Source organism: Vibrio sp. 10N.247.311.51, from assembly GCF_041467855.1.
In the GTDB taxonomy this organism is placed as follows: Bacteria; Pseudomonadota; Gammaproteobacteria; order Enterobacterales; family Vibrionaceae; genus Vibrio; species Vibrio coralliirubri.
The window spans coordinates 122,109-140,817 of record NZ_JBFSVK010000003.1; the positions used below are offsets into that span (position 1 = coordinate 122,109).

At 45.4% G+C, this 18,709-nt stretch carries 14 protein-coding genes; 6 read left to right on the forward strand and 8 right to left on the reverse strand.

Annotated elements, in window-relative coordinates:
• Positions 1-473: 473 nt before the first annotated feature.
• Positions 474-2,381, reverse strand: coding sequence for an amidohydrolase (locus tag AB6E85_RS04530; RefSeq protein WP_372141631.1), 1,908 nt, complete (start codon positions 2,379-2,381; stop codon positions 474-476).
• A 363-nt stretch (positions 2,382-2,744) separates the two neighbouring features.
• Between AB6E85_RS04530 and AB6E85_RS04535 the strand changes: the two genes are divergently transcribed.
• On the forward strand, positions 2,745-3,635 hold the full coding sequence (locus AB6E85_RS04535; RefSeq protein WP_050650549.1) for a LysR family transcriptional regulator: 891 nt from the start codon (positions 2,745-2,747) through the stop codon (positions 3,633-3,635).
• Between the two features lie 115 nt (positions 3,636-3,750).
• Here AB6E85_RS04535 and AB6E85_RS04540 read toward each other — a convergent pair whose 3' ends face one another.
• On the reverse strand, positions 3,751-5,430 hold the full coding sequence (locus AB6E85_RS04540; RefSeq protein WP_372141632.1) for an amidohydrolase: 1,680 nt from the start codon (positions 5,428-5,430) through the stop codon (positions 3,751-3,753).
• Positions 5,431-5,541: 111 nt separating this feature from the next.
• Here AB6E85_RS04540 and AB6E85_RS04545 point away from each other — a divergent pair, with 111 nt between their 5' ends.
• Positions 5,542-6,441 carry a LysR family transcriptional regulator gene (locus AB6E85_RS04545; protein WP_372141633.1) on the forward strand — a complete coding sequence of 300 codons (900 nt, stop codon included), beginning with the start codon at positions 5,542-5,544 and terminating at the stop codon, positions 6,439-6,441.
• 35 nt (positions 6,442-6,476) lie between these two features.
• Here the strand turns inward: AB6E85_RS04545 and AB6E85_RS04550 are convergent, their stop codons facing one another.
• The 6 genes from AB6E85_RS04550 to AB6E85_RS04575 all read right to left on the reverse strand — a co-directional run bounded on the left by AB6E85_RS04550 (position 6,477) and on the right by AB6E85_RS04575 (position 11,546).
• Positions 6,477-7,514 carry a linear amide C-N hydrolase gene (locus tag AB6E85_RS04550; protein WP_372141635.1) on the reverse strand — a complete coding sequence of 346 codons (1,038 nt, stop codon included), beginning with the start codon at positions 7,512-7,514 and terminating at the stop codon, positions 6,477-6,479.
• Between the two features lie 90 nt (positions 7,515-7,604).
• Complete coding sequence (locus AB6E85_RS04555; protein WP_050649356.1) at positions 7,605-8,486, reverse strand: LysR family transcriptional regulator; 882 nt, start codon at positions 8,484-8,486, stop codon at positions 7,605-7,607.
• 136 nt (positions 8,487-8,622) lie between these two features.
• Entirely contained in the window at positions 8,623-9,180 is a 558-nt protein-coding gene (locus tag AB6E85_RS04560) for a hypothetical protein (protein ID WP_048613474.1), read from the reverse strand.
• Positions 9,156-9,884, reverse strand: coding sequence for a transcriptional regulator (locus tag AB6E85_RS04565; RefSeq protein WP_372141637.1), 729 nt, complete (start codon positions 9,882-9,884; stop codon positions 9,156-9,158). Before AB6E85_RS04565 ends, AB6E85_RS04560 begins: the two co-directional genes overlap by 25 nt.
• A gap of 22 nt (positions 9,885-9,906) precedes the next feature.
• Positions 9,907-11,295, reverse strand: a complete 1,389-nt coding sequence (locus tag AB6E85_RS04570; RefSeq protein WP_372141639.1) for a hypothetical protein — start codon at positions 11,293-11,295, stop codon at positions 9,907-9,909.
• Positions 11,292-11,546, reverse strand: a complete 255-nt coding sequence (locus AB6E85_RS04575; protein ID WP_050646132.1) for a cold shock domain-containing protein — start codon at positions 11,544-11,546, stop codon at positions 11,292-11,294. Before AB6E85_RS04575 ends, AB6E85_RS04570 begins: the two co-directional genes overlap by 4 nt.
• A gap of 267 nt (positions 11,547-11,813) precedes the next feature.
• Between AB6E85_RS04575 and AB6E85_RS04580 the strand changes: the two genes are divergently transcribed.
• From AB6E85_RS04580 to AB6E85_RS04595, 4 genes are all read left to right on the forward strand, one after another.
• Positions 11,814-13,226: a TolC family outer membrane protein gene (locus AB6E85_RS04580; RefSeq protein WP_231718235.1), complete on the forward strand. Its 1,413-nt coding sequence runs from the start codon at positions 11,814-11,816 to the stop codon at positions 13,224-13,226.
• Between the two features lie 150 nt (positions 13,227-13,376).
• Positions 13,377-14,462: an efflux RND transporter periplasmic adaptor subunit gene (locus tag AB6E85_RS04585; protein ID WP_372141641.1), complete on the forward strand. Its 1,086-nt coding sequence runs from the start codon at positions 13,377-13,379 to the stop codon at positions 14,460-14,462.
• A 6-nt stretch (positions 14,463-14,468) separates the two neighbouring features.
• Positions 14,469-17,588 (forward strand): efflux RND transporter permease subunit, encoded by a 3,120-nt coding sequence (locus tag AB6E85_RS04590; protein ID WP_372141643.1) that lies wholly within the window; start codon positions 14,469-14,471, stop codon positions 17,586-17,588.
• Between the two features lie 195 nt (positions 17,589-17,783).
• On the forward strand, positions 17,784-18,563 hold the full coding sequence (locus AB6E85_RS04595) for a hypothetical protein (RefSeq protein ID WP_048608619.1): 780 nt from the start codon (positions 17,784-17,786) through the stop codon (positions 18,561-18,563).
• Positions 18,564-18,709 lie beyond the last annotated feature (146 nt).

Below are 18,709 nucleotides of genomic sequence, written 5' to 3' on the forward strand. Positions count from 1 at the left end.
CCAAGTGCCAAGTGCCAAGTGCCAAGTGCCAAGTGCCAAGTGCCAAGTGCCAAGTGCCAAGTGTGACGAACACACTTGTTCACGGTATGGGCTAAATTCGATAGAGCCGTATTTAGGAAGCCGCACCTGTTGAGCTATGTTCTGGCTAATAGGTTGCGCCACCAAACGGTAAACGTTCTCGATGATCTGTGTAGTGTTGGGATATTTGTTTGGGATGTGGAAATCAGTGAGGTAGGGGGTTGAAGGTTCGGGAGTGTGTCGGATTGGTTTAGATAGTTTTGTATAGCGCCATTTGAATAAGGGCTTTCTGTATCGCGGAATCGATAAACATGTACCATAAAAAGAAAAAGTGATAGCGGACGCCGAGGTCACACTATCACTTTTTGAGAACAATGAGGCTTAAGCTATTGAGATGCTTTCGCTCAGCTTAGAGCAATGTTCATCGTTATTGCGCTTACGTTATTGCGCTTACGTTATTGCTGTTGAATCGCCGTAAGAGCATGTTGGAAGTACAAGCTTGTCGCACACACATCGTGGTCATGATCATGATGGTGGTGATGACCGTGAGCGTTGTGGTATCTGTTGATTACATTCACAACTTTCATATTTTGCTCAGTCATGGCTAAACCAGAGTTACTGTTTTTTACCGGAGCAGGGATACCTTGGTAAATCGTTGCTTCAACTTTTATCTTGTTGATGTCTTCAGGTTTTACCGTGTATGGGTTGTCGTCGAGTACCGTAAAGTTGGCCGTTTTACCGATATCAATGGTACCCACTTCATTTTCTAGACGTGCTGTGTACGCTGCATCAATCGTGATTGCGCGCATTGCTTCATCAACCGTGATGCGCTCTTGAGGTCCCATTACCGTTTTGCCAGACAAACCGATTCTGTTTACAGCAGCCCAAACCAACCCTAGTGGTTGCGCTGGTGCCATTGGTGAATCTGAGTGCAATGATAAAATACCACCCGCATCGATGAATGAACGTCCACGCGCCATCACTTCTGCACGCTCTTGACCGATACCTTGTTCAGAGTAAAGCTCAGCCAGAATATGTGTGTAGTAAGGGTTTACACTAAAGTTTGCGCCAAGTTCAACGGCTTTAGGGATGTCGTCTTTATCGGTAATACCTAAATGGTGGAAGCTGGTTCTGTGATCGTCTCTGCCTTTTTCTTTGTTGAGCTTGTCGACAATGTTCAGTGCAGTCTCAAAGCCTAGATCACCATTGGCATGGATAACAATCGTGTAGTCGTCTTCCCAGTAAGGACGCATACTTGCTTCAAGGTCTTCAGGTTGTTGCAACCATTCACCTGAGTGACCATCGGTGTAACCATCTTTAAGCTGCATTAACTGGCTGTACATTGCGCCGTCTGAGAACAACTTAACGAATTTAGGTAGCCATTTGATCTGTTCACCTTGATAAGACGGGTGTTGAGTCAAACCTTCGGCAATCGCTTTACCTTTGGCAGGGTCGTTTTCTGCCATCATGTAGGTAAAGTTACCGGCTGGCATTAACCAGTAATCCATTGGGAAGTTACCGTCTTCAAGAATGTCGACTACTTGTTCGAACATCTCTGGTGTTGCAACAACACCTGGATCAATGGCGGTAGTGATACCACCAGAGTGGATGTAATCTTTGGTTCGCTCCATCCCCGTTGCAAAAATGCCGCTATTTACCCAGAAGCTCATTACATCATTGAGAATGAGTTTGCCGCCAGCTTCATAAGCATGGCCTCGTTCCCAGTCCAACTGAGTATACGCATGGCCTTCACCAGTCCAGTCTTCTTCAGACCAACCTAGCATCTCCATCGCTGCATCGTTGAAGAACAATTCGTGGAAGCTGCGATGCCAAATGATAATTGGTCGATCTTCAGAAATGTTATTCAACAACTCGCGGCTCATTTCATTGCCGTGGAAGTAGTGATGGTAGCCCCAGCTTACCAATGGTTCGCCTTCAGCCAGTCCACTTTCTAACTCTGTTAAACGGGCTAAGTAGTTATCATGACCTGTTACGCCTTCAACGTTACCCCACGGTAAATCCCAATCAGCAGGAGTAATAAAGTCTGTGCCGATCAATAACGCCATCAGCCAAAGGTGAACGTGAGGTTCAACAAAGCCCGGTGTAAGAACGCGATCTTCAAATGATTTATCAATCGTAAAACCATCTTTAGATTGGTACTTAGTGGTGAGCGTTTTTTGATCGCCAAGGTCGAGTATTTTACCGTCTTGGACTGCGATAGCGTCTACGTTGCTATGATCGTGATCTGAAAGAGTAATGATGTCGTTCGATACATAGAGCGTGATAGGGCTAGTAGAGGTTTCGGCGAAAGCAGGTGTGGCGACTAGGCCAGCAATAACCGTTGAGAGAAGTAGCTTTTTCATAATGGATCCTATTGCTCTCAACTAACGGCCTTGTTCTATGAGAGGATTAAGTCGACCATCGCGCTTTGGAAAATCAATCTTCCTGTGAGCGCTTAGAAAGTCAGTTCTTTGTATTCACGGATAAGTGACAAGAAAAGAGAGGCGGTAAACCCATAATTAGCAATGCGTAACTCTGTTCAAATAAGTGTGTATAGCTAACTTCTGGGCTTACTGCCAATACATAGAGAAGCGAATTTTATCGTTCAAATACAGAGTGAAAACTCTCTTCGCCTCACATTTGTTGCTAATTTAGCAGTGTTATTACGTTTCTAATAACGCATAATGATGGGTAAAACCAAACATTAATTATCTAAGGTGGTAGGGATGTTTTCTTATGAACACTTAAACTCATTCTGTGCGACGTATGACGAACAGAGCTATAGCAAGGCTGCGAGAGCGATTGGTAAAGATAGAACGACCATTCGAGAACAAGTGAAAGCGCTAGAAGACAGCTATCGAACCATTTTATTTACGATTGAAGGAAAAAAAGCAGTACCAACCAGCTTTGCACGTTCTATTTATAAGCAATCAAAATTACTGGTGCAAAACAGTGAGCGATTGCATCTAAGAATGATGAATGCTTATCAACAAGAGCTGACCCGTTTAGATTTTTATCACGATACTCTGATGCCCAATGATTTAGTGGTGGAGATAGAACAGCATGTTTTGAAGGCTCACCCTGACATGGTGCTCAATTGGCTGCATCGAAATCGAGATGAGATCTTGGTTGATGTGACACAAGCGCACAACAAAGTTGCGATCATGCAGCACCGAATGGAAAACATGTCGGAATACCCAATCAGCGCCATCAAACTTGGTGACGGTGATATTGCTGCCTACGCACGGATTGATAGTCCTTTGTTCAAAATCGGTGAGATTCGACTTGAAGATCTTCAATTAGAAACGCAATACATCAGTGAGAACCAAAGCAAAACCATGCCTGAGTGGTTGGGTATATCACCGTATTTTCGCACCGTTAGTAATAACGATATGTTATTGGAGTTAGTGAAAGTGAATGGCTGGGCGTTACTTCCAAAAAGCTTAGCGACCGAAGCGGTGAATACGAAGCAGCTACGCCGAATAGAGTTCAATGAGTTGCTTTCACACAGCGCGAAGTTCGGGCTCTCATTCTTCTATCCAACGAGTTTTGAAAATACCAATGTGTATAAAGGTTTGGTTGAAGTACTGAAGGGTTACGCAATCAAGAATCTATAGGCGAAAATTTAGATTTGGGCACATCAACGAAAAATAGAAATCGAAATAGAAACAAAAAGTGTCGTTTTGTAGTGTACCCCAGCCAAGGATAATCTCAGCTGGGGAGCTCAGTAGACTATTGGTTAACGTAAACCGTATTGCCGTCTTTGATGGTTTCTAAGATCTTGATGTCTTTGATATCCATAGGGTCAACGGTGAGTGGGTTCTCCGCTAAGATAACTAAGTCAGCACGCTTTCCAACTTCGATGCTTCCCTTAGAGTCTTCCTCAAAGTTCTGGTAAGCCGCATTAATGGTAATGGCTTCTAGTGCTTGGTATGGCTCAATTTTATGATGCTCACCCAGAGTCTCACCACTTCGTGTTACGCGATTCACATTGGTCCACATGTTCAACAGTTGATCAGGAAACAGCACAGGTGCATCCATGTGCGTTGTGAACATCAAATCATACTCATTTGCCCATCCCATTGGTGAGATGTTAGCGGCACGCCATGGGCCAAGCACAGAGCGTTTATGCCAATCTCCCCAGAAGAAGGTATGCGCGCCAAAGAAAGAAGGAATCACATCAAGTTTCGCCATTCTCTTTACTTGGTCTAATCGAATGGTTTGAGCGTGAATTGCGACTGGGCGACGATCGGCTTCACCATGCTTTTCGGCTGCGTGTTCAACCGCATTAATGAAAAGATCAGCGGCAGCATCACCATTGGTATGCGCAATCACCTGTGCGTTATGGCTGTAAGCGAGATCGACCCATTGGTTGATTTCTTCCTGAGATAAGACTGGGTAGCCATGATAGTGGTAAGCATGGCTGTGTGGCGGCTCCCAGTACGGAGTCGACAAATACGCAGTTTTACCTTGAGGTGAACCATCGGTGGTAATTTTCATCCCGCCAACTTTCACGCCGTTATGGTACTCACCGATTGGCATGACTTCGATTGAACCTTCAAACTCGCTCCACATAGGGTAAGTAATGACGTCCATGTAGAAGGCGCCTTGGTCGGCAAGGGCTTTTAGAGTGTGAGTAAGTTGAGTGTTCGATTTACCTTCTTGCGCTGTTGTGATGCCATAAGCAAGGAACATATCCTGAGCAAGTTTCACATTGGTCAAAGCTTCTTCCATATCAGCAACCGCAATGTGTTGGAACATTGGGTAGGTTGCGGACTCATCGAGTACACCGGTTAGTACGCCATTTTCATCACGTCGTAATACGCCTCCCGGTGGGTTTTCAGACTCTTGGTTGTAACCCATAGCCTCTAAACCTTTTGAATTACAGGTTAAGAAATGCCCTGAAATATGGAGTGCACACAACTTGTATTCGCCAGTCACTTCGTCCAGTTCCCATCTTGTTGGATGGCGATTTTCTTCAACGGCTGCGTCATCGTAACCAATCGCAAAGTGAAGTCTTTCTGGATCGAGTTTAGGGTCCGACATGTGATCTTTAATGATACGCTGAATGTCAGAAATACTGTTGCCTTCACCGAGAGGTGAAGGGTAAACGTAAGGTGAGTTAATTACCGGAATATACTGTGCAAAGTGACCATGAGAATCGATAAAGCCAGGTGTCATGGTGTTGCCAGCGAGATCGCGTATTTCAGTATTGTCGCCCTTTGAGCTTAATAGCTGCTGGGTGTCACCGACCGCGACAATCTTGCCATCTTTAACGGCTACTGCTTGAGCGCGCTCAGCGCTGCCTGTCATGGTGACGATATCACCGTTTGCAAAAATAACATCAGGGGCGGCGACTGAGAACTGACTCACTAATGCAATGCTTAATGCACTTAATGTTAGCTTTTTCATAAACGTCTCTTTGTATAGGAACAAGGTATGGCTCATATAATTAACCAGTAAACTCGAACAACAAAGTCAGTTTTGTTAGGCTTTCCCTATCAAGTGAAAGGTTGAGATCATATGCATACATTAGAACAGTTGAGTGCTTTCATTGCGGTTTATGAGCAAGGCTCTTATAGCCAAGCAGCAAAAACACTAAATAAATCAAGGACAACGGTGCGTGAGCATGTGATGGCGTACGAAGATATGGTGGGCTATCCGTTGTTTGATATACAAGGAAGAAAGGCGGTTCCGAGCGACCAAGCCAAACAATTGTATCCGCGAGCTAAAACCGTTGAACGTCAAAACCGTGATCTGTATGTGCAAAGCCAAGGCTTATTTGAGAACGACGTGCACACCATAAACTTGGTTTACGATGTGATCACGCCATTGGCCTTGCTGACGTCGATTGAATCAAAGGTGCAGCAAACACTCCCGGGAGTGGTCGTTAACTGGCAGCATCGCACTCGTGAGCGTGCATTAAAAATGCTTGATAACGGCGAAGCGGATATCGCGATTATGCCGAACCGTTCATCGTTGTATCCAGAGCAGCCTATTGCTTGGAAATCGATTGGGGATGTGGAACTCGCGTGTTTTGCGAGAAGTGATTCCCCGTTGGTTAGAGAGGCAAATCTAACACTGAACCACCTGCGTTTAGAGACTCAGTACATCACCGAGAATATGCTTACTTTGGATATCGCCTCGGCAAGAATATCGCCGGTTTTACATACCGTTAGTAATAGTGATCTACTTTGTGAGTTGTTGAAGTTTGGCGGTTGGGCGGTGATGCCGAAGCACTATATGAGATCCCTAGTAGAGACGGGTAAAGTCGTTGAGTTGAAGCTGGAGGAGTTAGGGCGAGGAGGGATGTTTGGTCTAAATGTGTTCTTTTCTCATGGCAAAGACAATCATCCTATATTCCAACAAATCATAAGTTGGTGCGTGGATTACGGACGAGAGAACAACCATCTTTTTGAGTAAAGAGGCTAAATAAGCTTAGCCTCTTTTCTAGTCGATTATTTTGCTGATTCGAGTATCGTTTCAGTCACATCTCCAATCAGACCTGGCTGGATTAACTGGAAGTTGATCGCTTTTCCAGATTCTTGGATATCTCGCATGTTGTATTGAAGCTGGGTGAAGTCATCTCCCCACTGGTAGCGAAGTAATGTTTCACCTGATTGTAGGTGATAGTTAACCGCGTATTCTGTCGCATAACCAGCCATCACACCATCAATGGGCGCGTTTGGCGCATCATGTGGGATCTTGTAAGTAATCGAATCTAGTTTGACCATGCCATTGATCACGCTGCTCGGCTCGGTAAGGTGGCCCATGTAGTAGCTTGAGTGTACAAATCTATCTTCTGGGTTGGCGTTACCACCTGTGCCTAAGTTGGTTTGTGAGTATTGGGCTTCTTGCGGGCCCCAACCGCGTTTAGAGCGCTCTACGTTTGCCAAGTGCTGGTCGTAGTCCGGTTGGTTGGTCATCACTGTGTATTCCGCGCCATGCCAGACTCGCGGACCTTCCGCTCTAAATTCTATAATCGCTGAATCACCCGATGTGTCTTGAAAACTAATGTGCAGTGCGATTCTAACGGGAACACCGGGTACAAATTCAGTAGCAGGCTGCGTTTTTTCAACGAATTGAACGGCTTCTTCAACGGTACTGAACTGCGATAAAACATGCTTTAGGTAGGTCAGCGTGCCTAAATCGTCAGCTTGAGTTGACTCTTCTGTATTCATACCTCGGTCGTACAAAACATTGCCACTAAGCCCTGCGTTGTTCATACCATCAGTGATTTGACCATAAGTCGTTAGTCCAGTGACATCGTATTTAGAGGTCATCTGGTTAGTATTATCTAAGTGGGTAACGTAAGTGCTGTCTTTTGGAATATTAACGAGGTGCACATCCGTTTGCTCTGACCAATCCAGAGTACGCGAAACGAATGTGCCTTGATCTTGTGTATCCCAAAGTAAGCGGGTGCAAGCTTCGGCGGCAGTAACAACGCCCATAGAGAAGGTAGCAATAATAGCGGTAGATAGAATCTTCTTATTCATGATGAATGCCTTTGTAATTTGGGGACACAATCATCATGGCATTGAATCTAGAAACGAAAAACTCAAGTATGCGGGTTAAAATCCATCAAATCATGGGGCGAAGTGTGCTTGAGTGATCGCTTTGATGGTCGGTAGTGGTTCTTTGTTACCCATTGATACTGGGTAATATAAGGTTAATCCAAAGTGAAATTGGTTTGCGATCTGCTGTATATGGAGCGTCTCTAACTCGCCGCGTTGTACTAAGGGCTCCGCAAGGTCGGTACTCATGATCGCCCAACCATCATGTTTTACTAACTCTAATAACAGATCGTTGTTGCTGACGAGGTGGTACTGAGGCGAAATGAGATAGAGCTCTGGTAGCGTGTTGAAATGGTTTTCGCTCACATATTGCTTGTCTAACTTTAAGTCTTCAATGGACAGTGCATTAAGGTGAGGGAGTTTGCTTCTTCTTCCTGCATACATACCTAACTCGCCATAGCCCAAAGAGAAGAACTCGATATTTTTACTAAAGCGCTGGATGTTTTTGTGCTGCATCAGTGCGATGCTGTTTGTTTCAGATTCAATGCTATCAAAGGCTTCCTCTCGATTACGATGCAGCCAATGCACACGAAGTTCTGGGCATTTTTGTTGTAAAGCGTGCTCGATTTTGACGGCCAAATTGAGTGGCAAGGAAATGTCGTGATAGATATTGAGCGTCAGCATCTCATCCATATAGATGTTTTCTAATGAGGTACTGAGCTTCTCAGTGTTATTCAACACAACCTTGGAGCGTTGATAAATATGATCGGCCGCTTGAGTCGGTGTTGCCTTCTTTCCGATGATTTCAAATAGCGTAACGCCATATAAGTCTTCGACGGCCTTTACTTGGTCTCGTATTGTGGTGCGGTCTTTGCCTAACTTTTTGGCAGCAGCGCTGTATGAGGATGCTTCGTACGTGGTGCAAAATGCCAATAGATGCTCATAGGAAAACATGCTCAAACCTCAATAGAAAGTGAACTCAGACTTTATGATGGAAATTATCCTGCATTAATGCTGAATTCGCTAAATTTTATCTTCGGTAATAAGATGAAAGTGTGATCAATACTAGGTGTTTATTTTTCGAGTTCGATTAACGCGCTTCAAGTAAATGCGGCGTTTCGATTTTAAGCTGTCTCACCAATCCTATATACGGCAATTCAGTGATGATCTCGTGTGACGATACAGAGATGATTTTTCTCGGTGTTGAAAACATACGAAGGATCATATCTCTCGAGAACGACTTGAATTTAACCTCGTCAATTTTCTCTGAGACTTCTTCCAAACGAATTGAATCGGCAATGACATCAAACTGTATGTGATTGTTTTCAAAGCGTTGCCACTCAGTGTCGAACTTCACTTTCACATGAGCCACGGTTCCTGTTTGGTCAAAAAAATTGAAGTGCATGGCGTGATAAGACTTATCTTTGGTCATGAGAACCTCAGATTCCGTCTCGACGACACGTATGTCCCATAACTGAGCCAAGTAGCCAAATCGACTTGGGTATCCTCTGTGTTTATATGACCAATATTGATTCAAAAACACCGATTCTGGACTGTAATGAGTAACGTAGAGGTCTTTGATGACGTAAGACATCAGCGCCACAATAATGAAACTGCTTGTGATTACTTTAGTGGTGAAAGATGACATACAAGCACCTCCTTATTGTGATCTCGCCAGAACAATCTCGGCAGTGTTGGTGCAGAGCTTTCACGATGTAACGGTAAAGTATCGAAGAGTGCGCTCTGCTGCGCTTCAATCAGTAGTGATTGGCAGATTTGAATGTCATGATCACTTGGCGTCTCAGCGTTTTGATGGATTAACATCGGGATAGGTGGCGCGATGGTGGGCTCGGTGACTAGACGGCTGAATGCGCCATTGTGGTATAAGCTGACTAAGTTCCAGCCGATAAACAGAACACATGCGAACCTGATAAGGTTATGAATGAAAAAGGTTTTGTTATGCTGAACCCAGCTTGCTGCTTTTGACCATAACGAAGCGTGGCGAGTAATCAATAATTGATATTCTACTTCAGTGAGCGCTTGAGTTTCTCCGATATAGGCGTAGCCCTTCATCACTTGAGTTTGGATGAACTTTGGTTGTTCGCTCGAATCTCCCAGCTGTGCACGCAAGTTTTTTACTGCGGTGGCGACACTCGATTTTGCACGCGTACTTTCCCAAATGGCCTCAAGAATAAACGCTGATGTGAGGTCAGAACCTGAATGTTCAATGAAAAGTGATAGCAACTTCCATTCATTGGAACGCAGTTGCGTCTCTTGCAAAGACGTCAGGTTTAACAGCTTTCCACTTTGACTGTTAAAAAGCAGATTTTGATTTAATAGGTAGAAACTCATCGTAGCTCACTCAAGGTTAAGTCTAAATCTTACTTAAGGTGGATCGTATCGTCAGTAACTTTTGATCCCACTTGCGACGCCGAGCAAGCTCAAGTCGACTCTCTTGTATCGCCAATATGCGGTCAGCGTGCGCTATTTTATTGGTCAGCCAAAGGCTTTGATACTGCAAAATATTTCTCACTATCGTATCAGCGGTTGCTGACTTAGTTTTTGATTTCAACTGTTCAATGGCTTGATTTATGTTGACGAGTTTGGCTTTTAATCGAGTTATTTGGTGTTGAGGCGAGAGTGTTGGGCGTCCTCTCTTAACGGGTTGATCTATTGCCGAGCCACTTTTAACGTCGCTACTTTGGTTAGATTTCAATTTTGAACAATCGATGGTGCGCTCATTGAGCTGATGTTCTTGGCACAGTATCTGATCTTCTAATACTAAGCTCTGATTGACGAGTTTTTGCAGTTCGCTCATCGGTTTTCTACCGGCTTTTGTTTGGGTTGTTGCTTTGCTGTTTTTTTCGAGCGCCTTGGCGGCCAGTGTTTCGATACTTAATGCTGGTTGGTTGTGTGCATGACAAGCCTGTCTGTATTCGAGGTAGGTATCTTGAAGCACTTGCTCTTGTCGCATTAATTGCACAGACAAGGGGAGTGCTGGCCGGCCCACGCTGCTTTGTGCTTGTCTTGGTAGCAGTGAATCAATTTTGTTGTCAATAATATGCAGCATCAGTAAGCGAATGACTTTTCGGTGATGCTTGATGTGTTCAAGCACAAACGAAGTGTTGTCACTCCAGAAATGATTGAAACTCTCTGAACCATTCAATAAAGCTCCGTTGAGCTCTCTGATGCTTGATTTGAAGTTTTCAGTGACGGTATAGAACCAATCATCTTGCTGCAAGACCGTCGCATTTACTAACGTACTTTCGAGCCAAGGGTTCACTGTTTGCGAAACTAACGTTTGCGAGATTACTGTTTGAGAGATTCCCTTTTGTGAGATTTCCTTTTGCGTGACAGCCTGCTCATGGAGCCAAAGCTGATCCGCGAAATCACACACAAGTATTGACCTTGGCTGCGCCGGAAGCGACCTAATCCGAAGTTGATACAGGCTAATAAGTTGCTGCACATTGCCTAATACCTTCTCTTGAATGCTTTGCCATTGCTGGGTCGGATCAGAATGACGTTGCGCAGACAGCATTAGGTTATCAATGCTGCTCCAAATCTTATACTCCTCGGAGGCGCTGATGATGTCGGCGTTAATGAGAGCCAACTGCTCTGCATTGTGTTCTGGGTACAGTTGACGAAGTTGAGCTTGGTAACGAAGGTTAAGGCTCACGTAATCTTGATAGTCTTTTACAACGTATTTAGCAAGCTTCACAACTGGCGATAGCGTAGGACGACCCCGTTGATGAGTATTCATCATACTGGCTCTAATGCGGAGAATGGTTTTGCTAGAGGTAGCACTTTGACAGCATTCCAGTGAGGCTTGCCTTTTACTTCCTCAAGCTCCATATAAACTCTCTGACCTTCCTCTAAGTTAATTTCACCATCAAATTCAATGACACTGATGTGAATGAGTACATCAATATCACCGTGATCAGGTTTAGCAAAACCAAACCCGTTTTCTAGGTGAAACCAAGTGATGTAGCCACGAGTGCAAATCAAATCGGACATTTACGAGATTAACTCAGTGAATAGATAATGAGGTGATTCTATCAGTGGGTGCTATGACTAATTTTGATTTAAATCTATTTAATAAGTAATTAATTAAATCTAAATTCTCTGTGGAACCCGACACAAAACCCTCGGTATTTGCCCGTAAATAATGACTTAGAACAAGTTTGATTCCGACGGCGCTACAGCTCAACTCCCTAAATCGCAAAACTTGACTTAAAAGGGCGCAAGTCCGTTCATCCATTTGATGTGTTGGTGGGTCATTCCATGAAAAAACAAACTTCAATGCTTCCAAGTACGGTTGCCGTTAATCGCAGAACGCCGAGATCTTCTATGAAGATTTCGGCGTTAGCTGTGCTGGTGGCCGGAGCATTAACGAGCTACGGAGCCTTGGCTGAAAGTGTCAGCTTAAGTGAGCTGTATCAGCAATCTCTCGACAATAACCCTGCGTTAAAAAGTGCAGCACTAGCCATTGATAGTGCGACCTATGGTGCAGACAAAGTAGGTGCCGCGTATTTACCTCAGGTTGATGCAAACCTTGCGTATGGTGTGCTTCGTAACAGCTACACCACACTCAACGAGATAGACACCAACGCGGCGCAAGCGTCGATTTCTGTTGGGCAAAATCTTTATAACGCGAAACTGAACGCGGCAAATGAGCTAAGTAATCAACAGGTTGAGCTCAGCCAAGTCTCACACCAAGTTGCGTTAGAGAGCCTCGCTTTGCAAGTCGTGGTGGGTTATTTCAATGCCCTTAAAGCGCAAGAGTCGTTAAAGCAAACCAAAGCGACACAAGAAGCGATCGAAGAGCAGCTTAAGCAAACCGAACGTCAATTTTCATTGGGGATGATTCCGGAAAATGACGTGATTGATGCGCGCGCTCAGTTCGATTTGGTTTCTGCATCGGTGATTGTGGCTGAAAACGAAGTTGAGAAATCATTGGACGCGCTTTACGAGCTGTCTGGCAATGAGTTTACATCGGTTTATCCACTGAATACTGACCGTTACGACGCCAATATCCCAACGCCAGAAAATGCACTGACATGGCAGGAAAAAGCGCAGCAATTCAACCCTGAGATGCAAATTCAGAAACAACTGGTTGAGCTAAGCAAGCAGCAGATTGAACTGGCGCAAGCAGGGCATCAACCGTCGTTAGGCTTGGTTGCTGAGTACCGTTATACGTTTGCGAGCGAGATTCGTAGAACCGAGATGGGTCAGTCAAAGCAGCAGTTTAATAGCATTGATGACAACTCAACTGTGTTTGCAGGTGTAGCAATGACTTTGCCTGTTTACCGAGGCGGGGCAACCAGCAACGAAGTACAACAAGCCAAAGTTCAATACCAACAAGCCCTTCAGCTTCAAGAGCAATCTTGGAGAAGCGTGACGCGTCAAATCCGGGGTGCAGAAAAAGACCTCAATGCCCTTATTAGTGCTCAGCAAGCCTATGCCAACGCTGTTCATTCTGCCGAACGCTCACTTGTTGCGACTCAACAAGGTTTTGAAATTGGCAGCAGAACGATTGTCGATGTGCTGAACGGAACTCGTCAGCTTTATGCGGCGAAGCAAGATCTGACTGAAGCGCAAATTGATTTCATTTTGGTGTCACTGCAGCTCAAGTTCTTGGGTGGCGAGCTTCTACCTGAAGACATCAGTGCGATTAACGCTGGATTGAAACGCTAGTCGAAAAAGCGGGTTAAAGCGCTCGCTCGAAATCATGGCGCAAGCGCCGAATAGAAAATAGATCAAATGTGATGGCACCTGAGATTAACCCTCAGATTGAATCAAGGATGCGGTCACTCAATGTATCGACGTATTTGTAGAGAACACACGATGAAAAAAACAATAACGTTATTAACCGCAAGTATCTTACTTGCAGGCTGTGGTGGTAATTCACAACCTACGGAGCAAACCGCTGCTCCAGTACCAAGTACACCTGTAACTGTGGTGCTTGCCGAGGAAATGGCACATTCGCCAATCCAATACCACGTCGGAAGAATGGAGGCGGTTGAATCTGCTCAACTGACACCAAGAACCAGTGGTTTCTTGTTAAATAAACTCTTTGATGACGGTGCTTATGTCGAAGCGGGCGCTGTGCTTTTTGAAATTGACCCAACGTCATACCAAGCGGCATTTGATGCGGCAAAAGCAACCTTATCTGAAGCGCAATCGGCACTGAGCTTGACTCAGCTAAACCATGAAAGAACCACTCAGATGTTGAAGTCGGGCGGTATTTCACAGTCGCAGCTCGATTTGAGTATTGCTGAGCTAGAGATGGCGAGATCTCGAGTGGTGTCTGCGCGAGCAAATGTAAGAGTTCAGCAAGACAACTTAGACCAAACCCAAGTTAAAGCACCGTACTCAGGTCAGTTAGGGAAAAGTAACTTCTCTATCGGTGACATGGTAGGCCCTAACTTTGGCCCATTGATTGACCTGATCAAGATGGATCCGATCGATGCGACCTTCTCGATTAAAGAAAGCGAACTGAGTCAGTATCAGCTTCAAGGCAAGCAAGCGACATCTGTATTGCTTGAGCGTGATGGCCAATTGACGGATTACCAAGGCAACATCGCTTTTGTTGATAACAAAGTGAATGCAGCCAGCGGTACAGTGACGATTTCTGCCTCTTTTGATAACAGCGAAGCGGGTCTGCTGCCAAATCAATTTGTTCGTGTTGGGCTAACCAGTGCAGAACCATTAAGCGGCGTGCAAATTCCTCATAAGGCGATCCATCAAGATCAGCTCACTCAATATGTACTTACTATCGAAGAAGGTAATGCGGTACGTCGTGATGTCGTTGTAGGTGATCGAATTGGACAAGATGTTTTCGTCGCAAATGGCTTGGACGCCGGTGAACCAGTGATTGTTGGCGGGCTGCAACGCATTCGTCCTGGTGCCCCTGTTTCAGTTGCGGAGTAATAGATTATGCTCAGTAAATTTTTTATCAACCGACCGAAATTTGCGTTTGTTATCTCGATCTTCCTGACCTTGATTGGTTTGATTGCGATTAAAACCATGCCGATTTCAGAGTACCCAAGCGTGACGCCTCCACAAGTGCGTGTCGTAGCGTTCATGCCGGGCGCCAGTGCTGAAACCGTAAAAGAGGTGATTGGTAATCCAATCGAAGAAGAAGTGAACGGTGTAGATGGCATGGTTTACATGCAGTCGCGTTCAACCAACGATGGCCGTTACTTCTTAAACATTACCTTTGATAACAGTGTTGACGCCGATATGGCGATGGTTAACGTATCTAACCGCGTTGCCGTTGCTGAAAACATGCTGCCGTTTGAAGTTCGTGCTCGTGGTGTGCGTATTCGTAAAGCCGCGCCGGATGACTTGCTCGCGATTGCTTTCTATTCTGAAGATCAATCGATGTCAGAGCTAGAGCTTAACAGCTGGGTTGAAGCAAACTTCATGGAGCGTATCGCTCGTATCTCTGGCTTAGCAAGCAGCGATTTGATCGGTGCGACCTATGGTATGCGCGTGTGGCTCGATATGGACCGCATGGCGTCACTGGGTGTCACGACATTTGATGTGAAGAACGCCATTCGTGAACAAAATGCAGTAGTGCCAGCAGGGCGAATTGGCCAAGGTCCAAGTCGTGAAAATGCCGCATTGCAGTTTAACTTGATCACACAAGGTCGACTGTCGAGTGCAGAAGAGTTTGAACAAATCATTGTAAAAACGTTAGCAGACGGCAATCAAATCTATCTGAAAGACGTATCTAACGTGGAGATTGGCAGCCAATTCTATGATGCCTACGCAACCTACAATGGCGGAGATGCTGCTCTAGTCGCCATGCAGGCTAACCCAGATGCCAACGCTTTGGAAACAGGCGCTGCGGTTAAATCGGTATTGGAAGACATCGAAAGCATCATGCCTGCCGGTATGACTTACGCGATCCCATACGACACCACCTTATCGGTTGAAGCGTCTATTCGCAGTATCGTTGAAACCTTGATTGTTGCTGTCGGGCTTGTGATTGCGGTGACTTACCTGTTCTTAGGTAATGTCAGAACAACACTTGCACCTGTGGTTGCGATTCCTGTGTCTTTGATTGGTACTTTTGCTTTCATGCAAATGGGTGGCTTTAGTATCAATACCGTTACCTTATTTGGCTTGATTCTGGCGATTGGTATCGTGGTGGACAATGCCATTTTGGTGGTTGAGAACGTAGAACGCATTCTCAATGAAAACCAAACCATTGATGCCAAAGAAGCCACCAATCGAGCGATGAAAGAAGTCACCGGCCCGATTGTCGCGTCGACACTAGTAATGCTTGCGGTGTTTATTCCTGTGGCATTGCTGCCAGGTATTACGGGGCTGATGTTTGCTCAGTTCTCTATCACCATCTGTATCGCTTTGGTGCTATCCGCTATTAATGCACTCACTTTGTCACCTGCATTATGTGCAATGGTTATGAAGCGTAACCGTAAGCCTGCTAAGTGGTTTGTGGCATTCAATGCAATGTTCGACAAAGTGACGACGGCTTACGGTAAAGCAGTCTCTTTATTGGTGCGCAAATCAGCTGTGCTTCTGGTGTCGTTTGCAGTGGCTATTGCTGCCATGGTAGTAATGAATGACAAGCTACCGACGGCATTTGTTCCAGCTGAAGACAAAGGCGTGTTGGCGCTCGCGATGTTCTTGCCTGATAACGCATCGAAAGAGCGTACTCATGACTTGATTCGTCAAGCTGAAGCGGTATTAAACCAAGACCCAGCAATTGAAGATTTCGCAGGTGCAATTGGCTTCAATGCTCTGACCGGTGGTGTTGCTGCTAATTCAGCGACCATGTTTGTCAATTTGAAAGGCTGGGATGAGCGTCTTGCAATGGATGGCGACCATACACAAGCTGCGGTTGCTCAGCGCATCAACATGCAATTGTATGGCATTGATAAGTCGATGAGCATCGCTATGGGTCTACCACCTATTCCAGGTATTGGTATCGGTGATGCACTTGAGTTTATGGTGCAAGACACGTCTGGACGCACTGCTCAAGAACTCGCACAAGTGACTTATGCGATGATGGCAGCGGCCAATCAAGCGCCAGAAATCACCAATGCGATGACGACTTATCGTGCCAATGTTCCACATTACAACGTTGAAATTGATCGCGAGAAAGCGCGTCAGTTAGGCGTACCACTCAGTGCAATTAACGATGCGATGGCAACACATCTGGCGTCTGCATACGTTAATGACTTTGCCCTAAACGGAAGAAGCTACCGAGTTTTTGTTCAAGCTAAAGGGGAACAACGAAATGATCTATCTGATGTGTTACGCATACATGTCCCGTCGGCGCTTGGCGAGCAAGTTCCGCTGTCTGCTGTCGCAACGATCGAACCGACATTAGAACCTGACCTAGTTACAAGCTACAACATGTTACCTGCGGCACGTTTACAGCTAAATCCAGCTCCAGGTTACTCATCTGGTGAAGCGATTGATGCAATGGAGCGTATCGCCGAGGAAGTTCTCGCTCAGGGTTACACCTATGAATGGACCAACATGGCTTATCAAGAGAAGTTGGCGGGGAACACGGCTCAAATCGCTTTGGTTTTAGCTCTGGTATTCATCTACTTGTTCCTTGTTGCTCAGTACGAATCATGGGCTCTGCCTGCTGCGATCATCATTGTGGCTCCAACCGCTGCTGTGGGTACCTTCGCGGCGCTATTAGCGGGTGGGCAAGCTTTGTCTATCTACGGTCAAATTGGCTTGATTCTATTGATTTCCCTTGCAGCTAAGAACGCGATTCTGATGGTCGAGTTCTCAAAGCTGAAGCGTGAAACTCAAGGTTTAAGTATCGAAGAGGCAGCGATCCAAGGTGGCAAGATGCGTTTTAGAGCCGTAAACATGACGTCATGGTCATTCATTCTTGGCATCTTGCCTTTGGTGTTTGCCAATGGTGCAGGGGCTATCTCTCAGAACACCACTGGATTGGCATTGCTGGGTGGCATGTTGATGGTGCTGGTGGTCGGTTCGATGATGACTCCGGGCTTCTACGCCATTTTCCAAACACTCCGTGAAAAGCTGAAAACGAAACAGCAGTAACCCATAGCCTCAATAAAGTGACGGCAAAGGTGTGTGTTGCTTTATTGATGGTTTTTACCCCTCGTTATGAATTTTAAAGATTGTTTTTATCGTCTGATAATGGAGGGGCAGGGAGTATTTCTCTGACCAAGTTATTAAACATGAGCCATGTGAGTACGGAAGCGGCTATGGCTCCAATGAGAATAAGGTTTACACATGAAAAAACTATTACTGACCGCTTCAATGTTAGCTGCAATGTCTGGTACTGCTTTGGCGAATGAAGAAGAAAGCCAAGTGATTGATCCATCGGATCTAACTCGCGTTTATACACAAGCGGCTTTTTTTGTTACTTCTGACGCTGATATCCGTTTGTCTTCAATGCTAACTGGAGCATGGTCTGAAACGACTCAGTTCGGTGGCTTTATCGAAGGCAACTTTGGCGACTCAGATGCTAAGCCTGGCAAAGATTCGATGGGCGTTGATTACCTTGGTAGCCGAGCTCAATATTTCCAAGTATCAGCAATTGATAGCTCATTGATGCCACGTGTCGGCTTCATGGCGGACTTCATCCACACCAAGAACTCAGCACTGGGCTTGGATGACAATACGTTGGTGTCTGTCGGTGCAATTGGCTTGATTAACCCTGCTTATACCGGCGGTGCAATGCTGTTTCCAAACGTAAACTACACCATCGGTGAAGTGTTTGGTGAAACGGCAGACGGCTACATGCTAAACCTGTTTGCTACTATCCCAATGGGAGATTCTGGCGCGTTCGTTCAAGCATGGCCTGAATACATGAATGTTTCTGGCGATACAGTGGAACTTGAGTCGACGTCTTTCAACATTATGATGAACGCTCCTATTAAGGAAGACCGAACTCAGTGGCTAATGACGAAACTGCAATACGCATCAGCAGATGTCACTCTGCCAACGGGCGTTACGCTAGAAGGTGACTACGAACTAAAAGCAGAAGTCGGCGTGAAGTGGTTCTTTTAAAACACTTGAGTGAGCTATCTATGGTTCTACTAGCCATGGTTTAACTATCTATGGTTTAGCGACCTAACAAGCGGTAACTGAGCTATGGTTTAAATAAGAAGAGAGCTAATGATGTTAGCTCTCTTCTTTTGTTTTATGGCGTTAAA

Bases quoted from the DNA above. Each gene is read 5' to 3' on its own strand.
- AB6E85_RS04530 (WP_372141631.1), bottom strand. From the start codon at position 2,381: ATGAAAAAGCTACTTCTCTCAACGGTTATTGCTGGCCTAGTCGCCACA.
- AB6E85_RS04535 (WP_050650549.1), top strand. From the start codon at position 2,745: ATGTTTTCTTATGAACACTTAAACTCATTCTGTGCGACGTATGACGAA.
- AB6E85_RS04540 (WP_372141632.1), bottom strand. From the start codon at position 5,430: ATGAAAAAGCTAACATTAAGTGCATTAAGCATTGCATTAGTGAGTCAG.
- AB6E85_RS04545 (WP_372141633.1), top strand. From the start codon at position 5,542: ATGCATACATTAGAACAGTTGAGTGCTTTCATTGCGGTTTATGAGCAA.
- AB6E85_RS04550 (WP_372141635.1), bottom strand. From the start codon at position 7,514: ATGAATAAGAAGATTCTATCTACCGCTATTATTGCTACCTTCTCTATG.
- AB6E85_RS04555 (WP_050649356.1), bottom strand. From the start codon at position 8,486: ATGTTTTCCTATGAGCATCTATTGGCATTTTGCACCACGTACGAAGCA.
- AB6E85_RS04560 (WP_048613474.1), bottom strand. From the start codon at position 9,180: ATGTCATCTTTCACCACTAAAGTAATCACAAGCAGTTTCATTATTGTG.
- AB6E85_RS04565 (WP_372141637.1), bottom strand. From the start codon at position 9,884: ATGAGTTTCTACCTATTAAATCAAAATCTGCTTTTTAACAGTCAAAGT.
- AB6E85_RS04570 (WP_372141639.1), bottom strand. From the start codon at position 11,295: ATGATGAATACTCATCAACGGGGTCGTCCTACGCTATCGCCAGTTGTG.
- AB6E85_RS04575 (WP_050646132.1), bottom strand. From the start codon at position 11,546: ATGTCCGATTTGATTTGCACTCGTGGCTACATCACTTGGTTTCACCTA.
- AB6E85_RS04580 (WP_231718235.1), top strand. From the start codon at position 11,814: ATGAAAAAACAAACTTCAATGCTTCCAAGTACGGTTGCCGTTAATCGC.
- AB6E85_RS04585 (WP_372141641.1), top strand. From the start codon at position 13,377: ATGAAAAAAACAATAACGTTATTAACCGCAAGTATCTTACTTGCAGGC.
- AB6E85_RS04590 (WP_372141643.1), top strand. From the start codon at position 14,469: ATGCTCAGTAAATTTTTTATCAACCGACCGAAATTTGCGTTTGTTATC.
- AB6E85_RS04595 (WP_048608619.1), top strand. From the start codon at position 17,784: ATGAAAAAACTATTACTGACCGCTTCAATGTTAGCTGCAATGTCTGGT.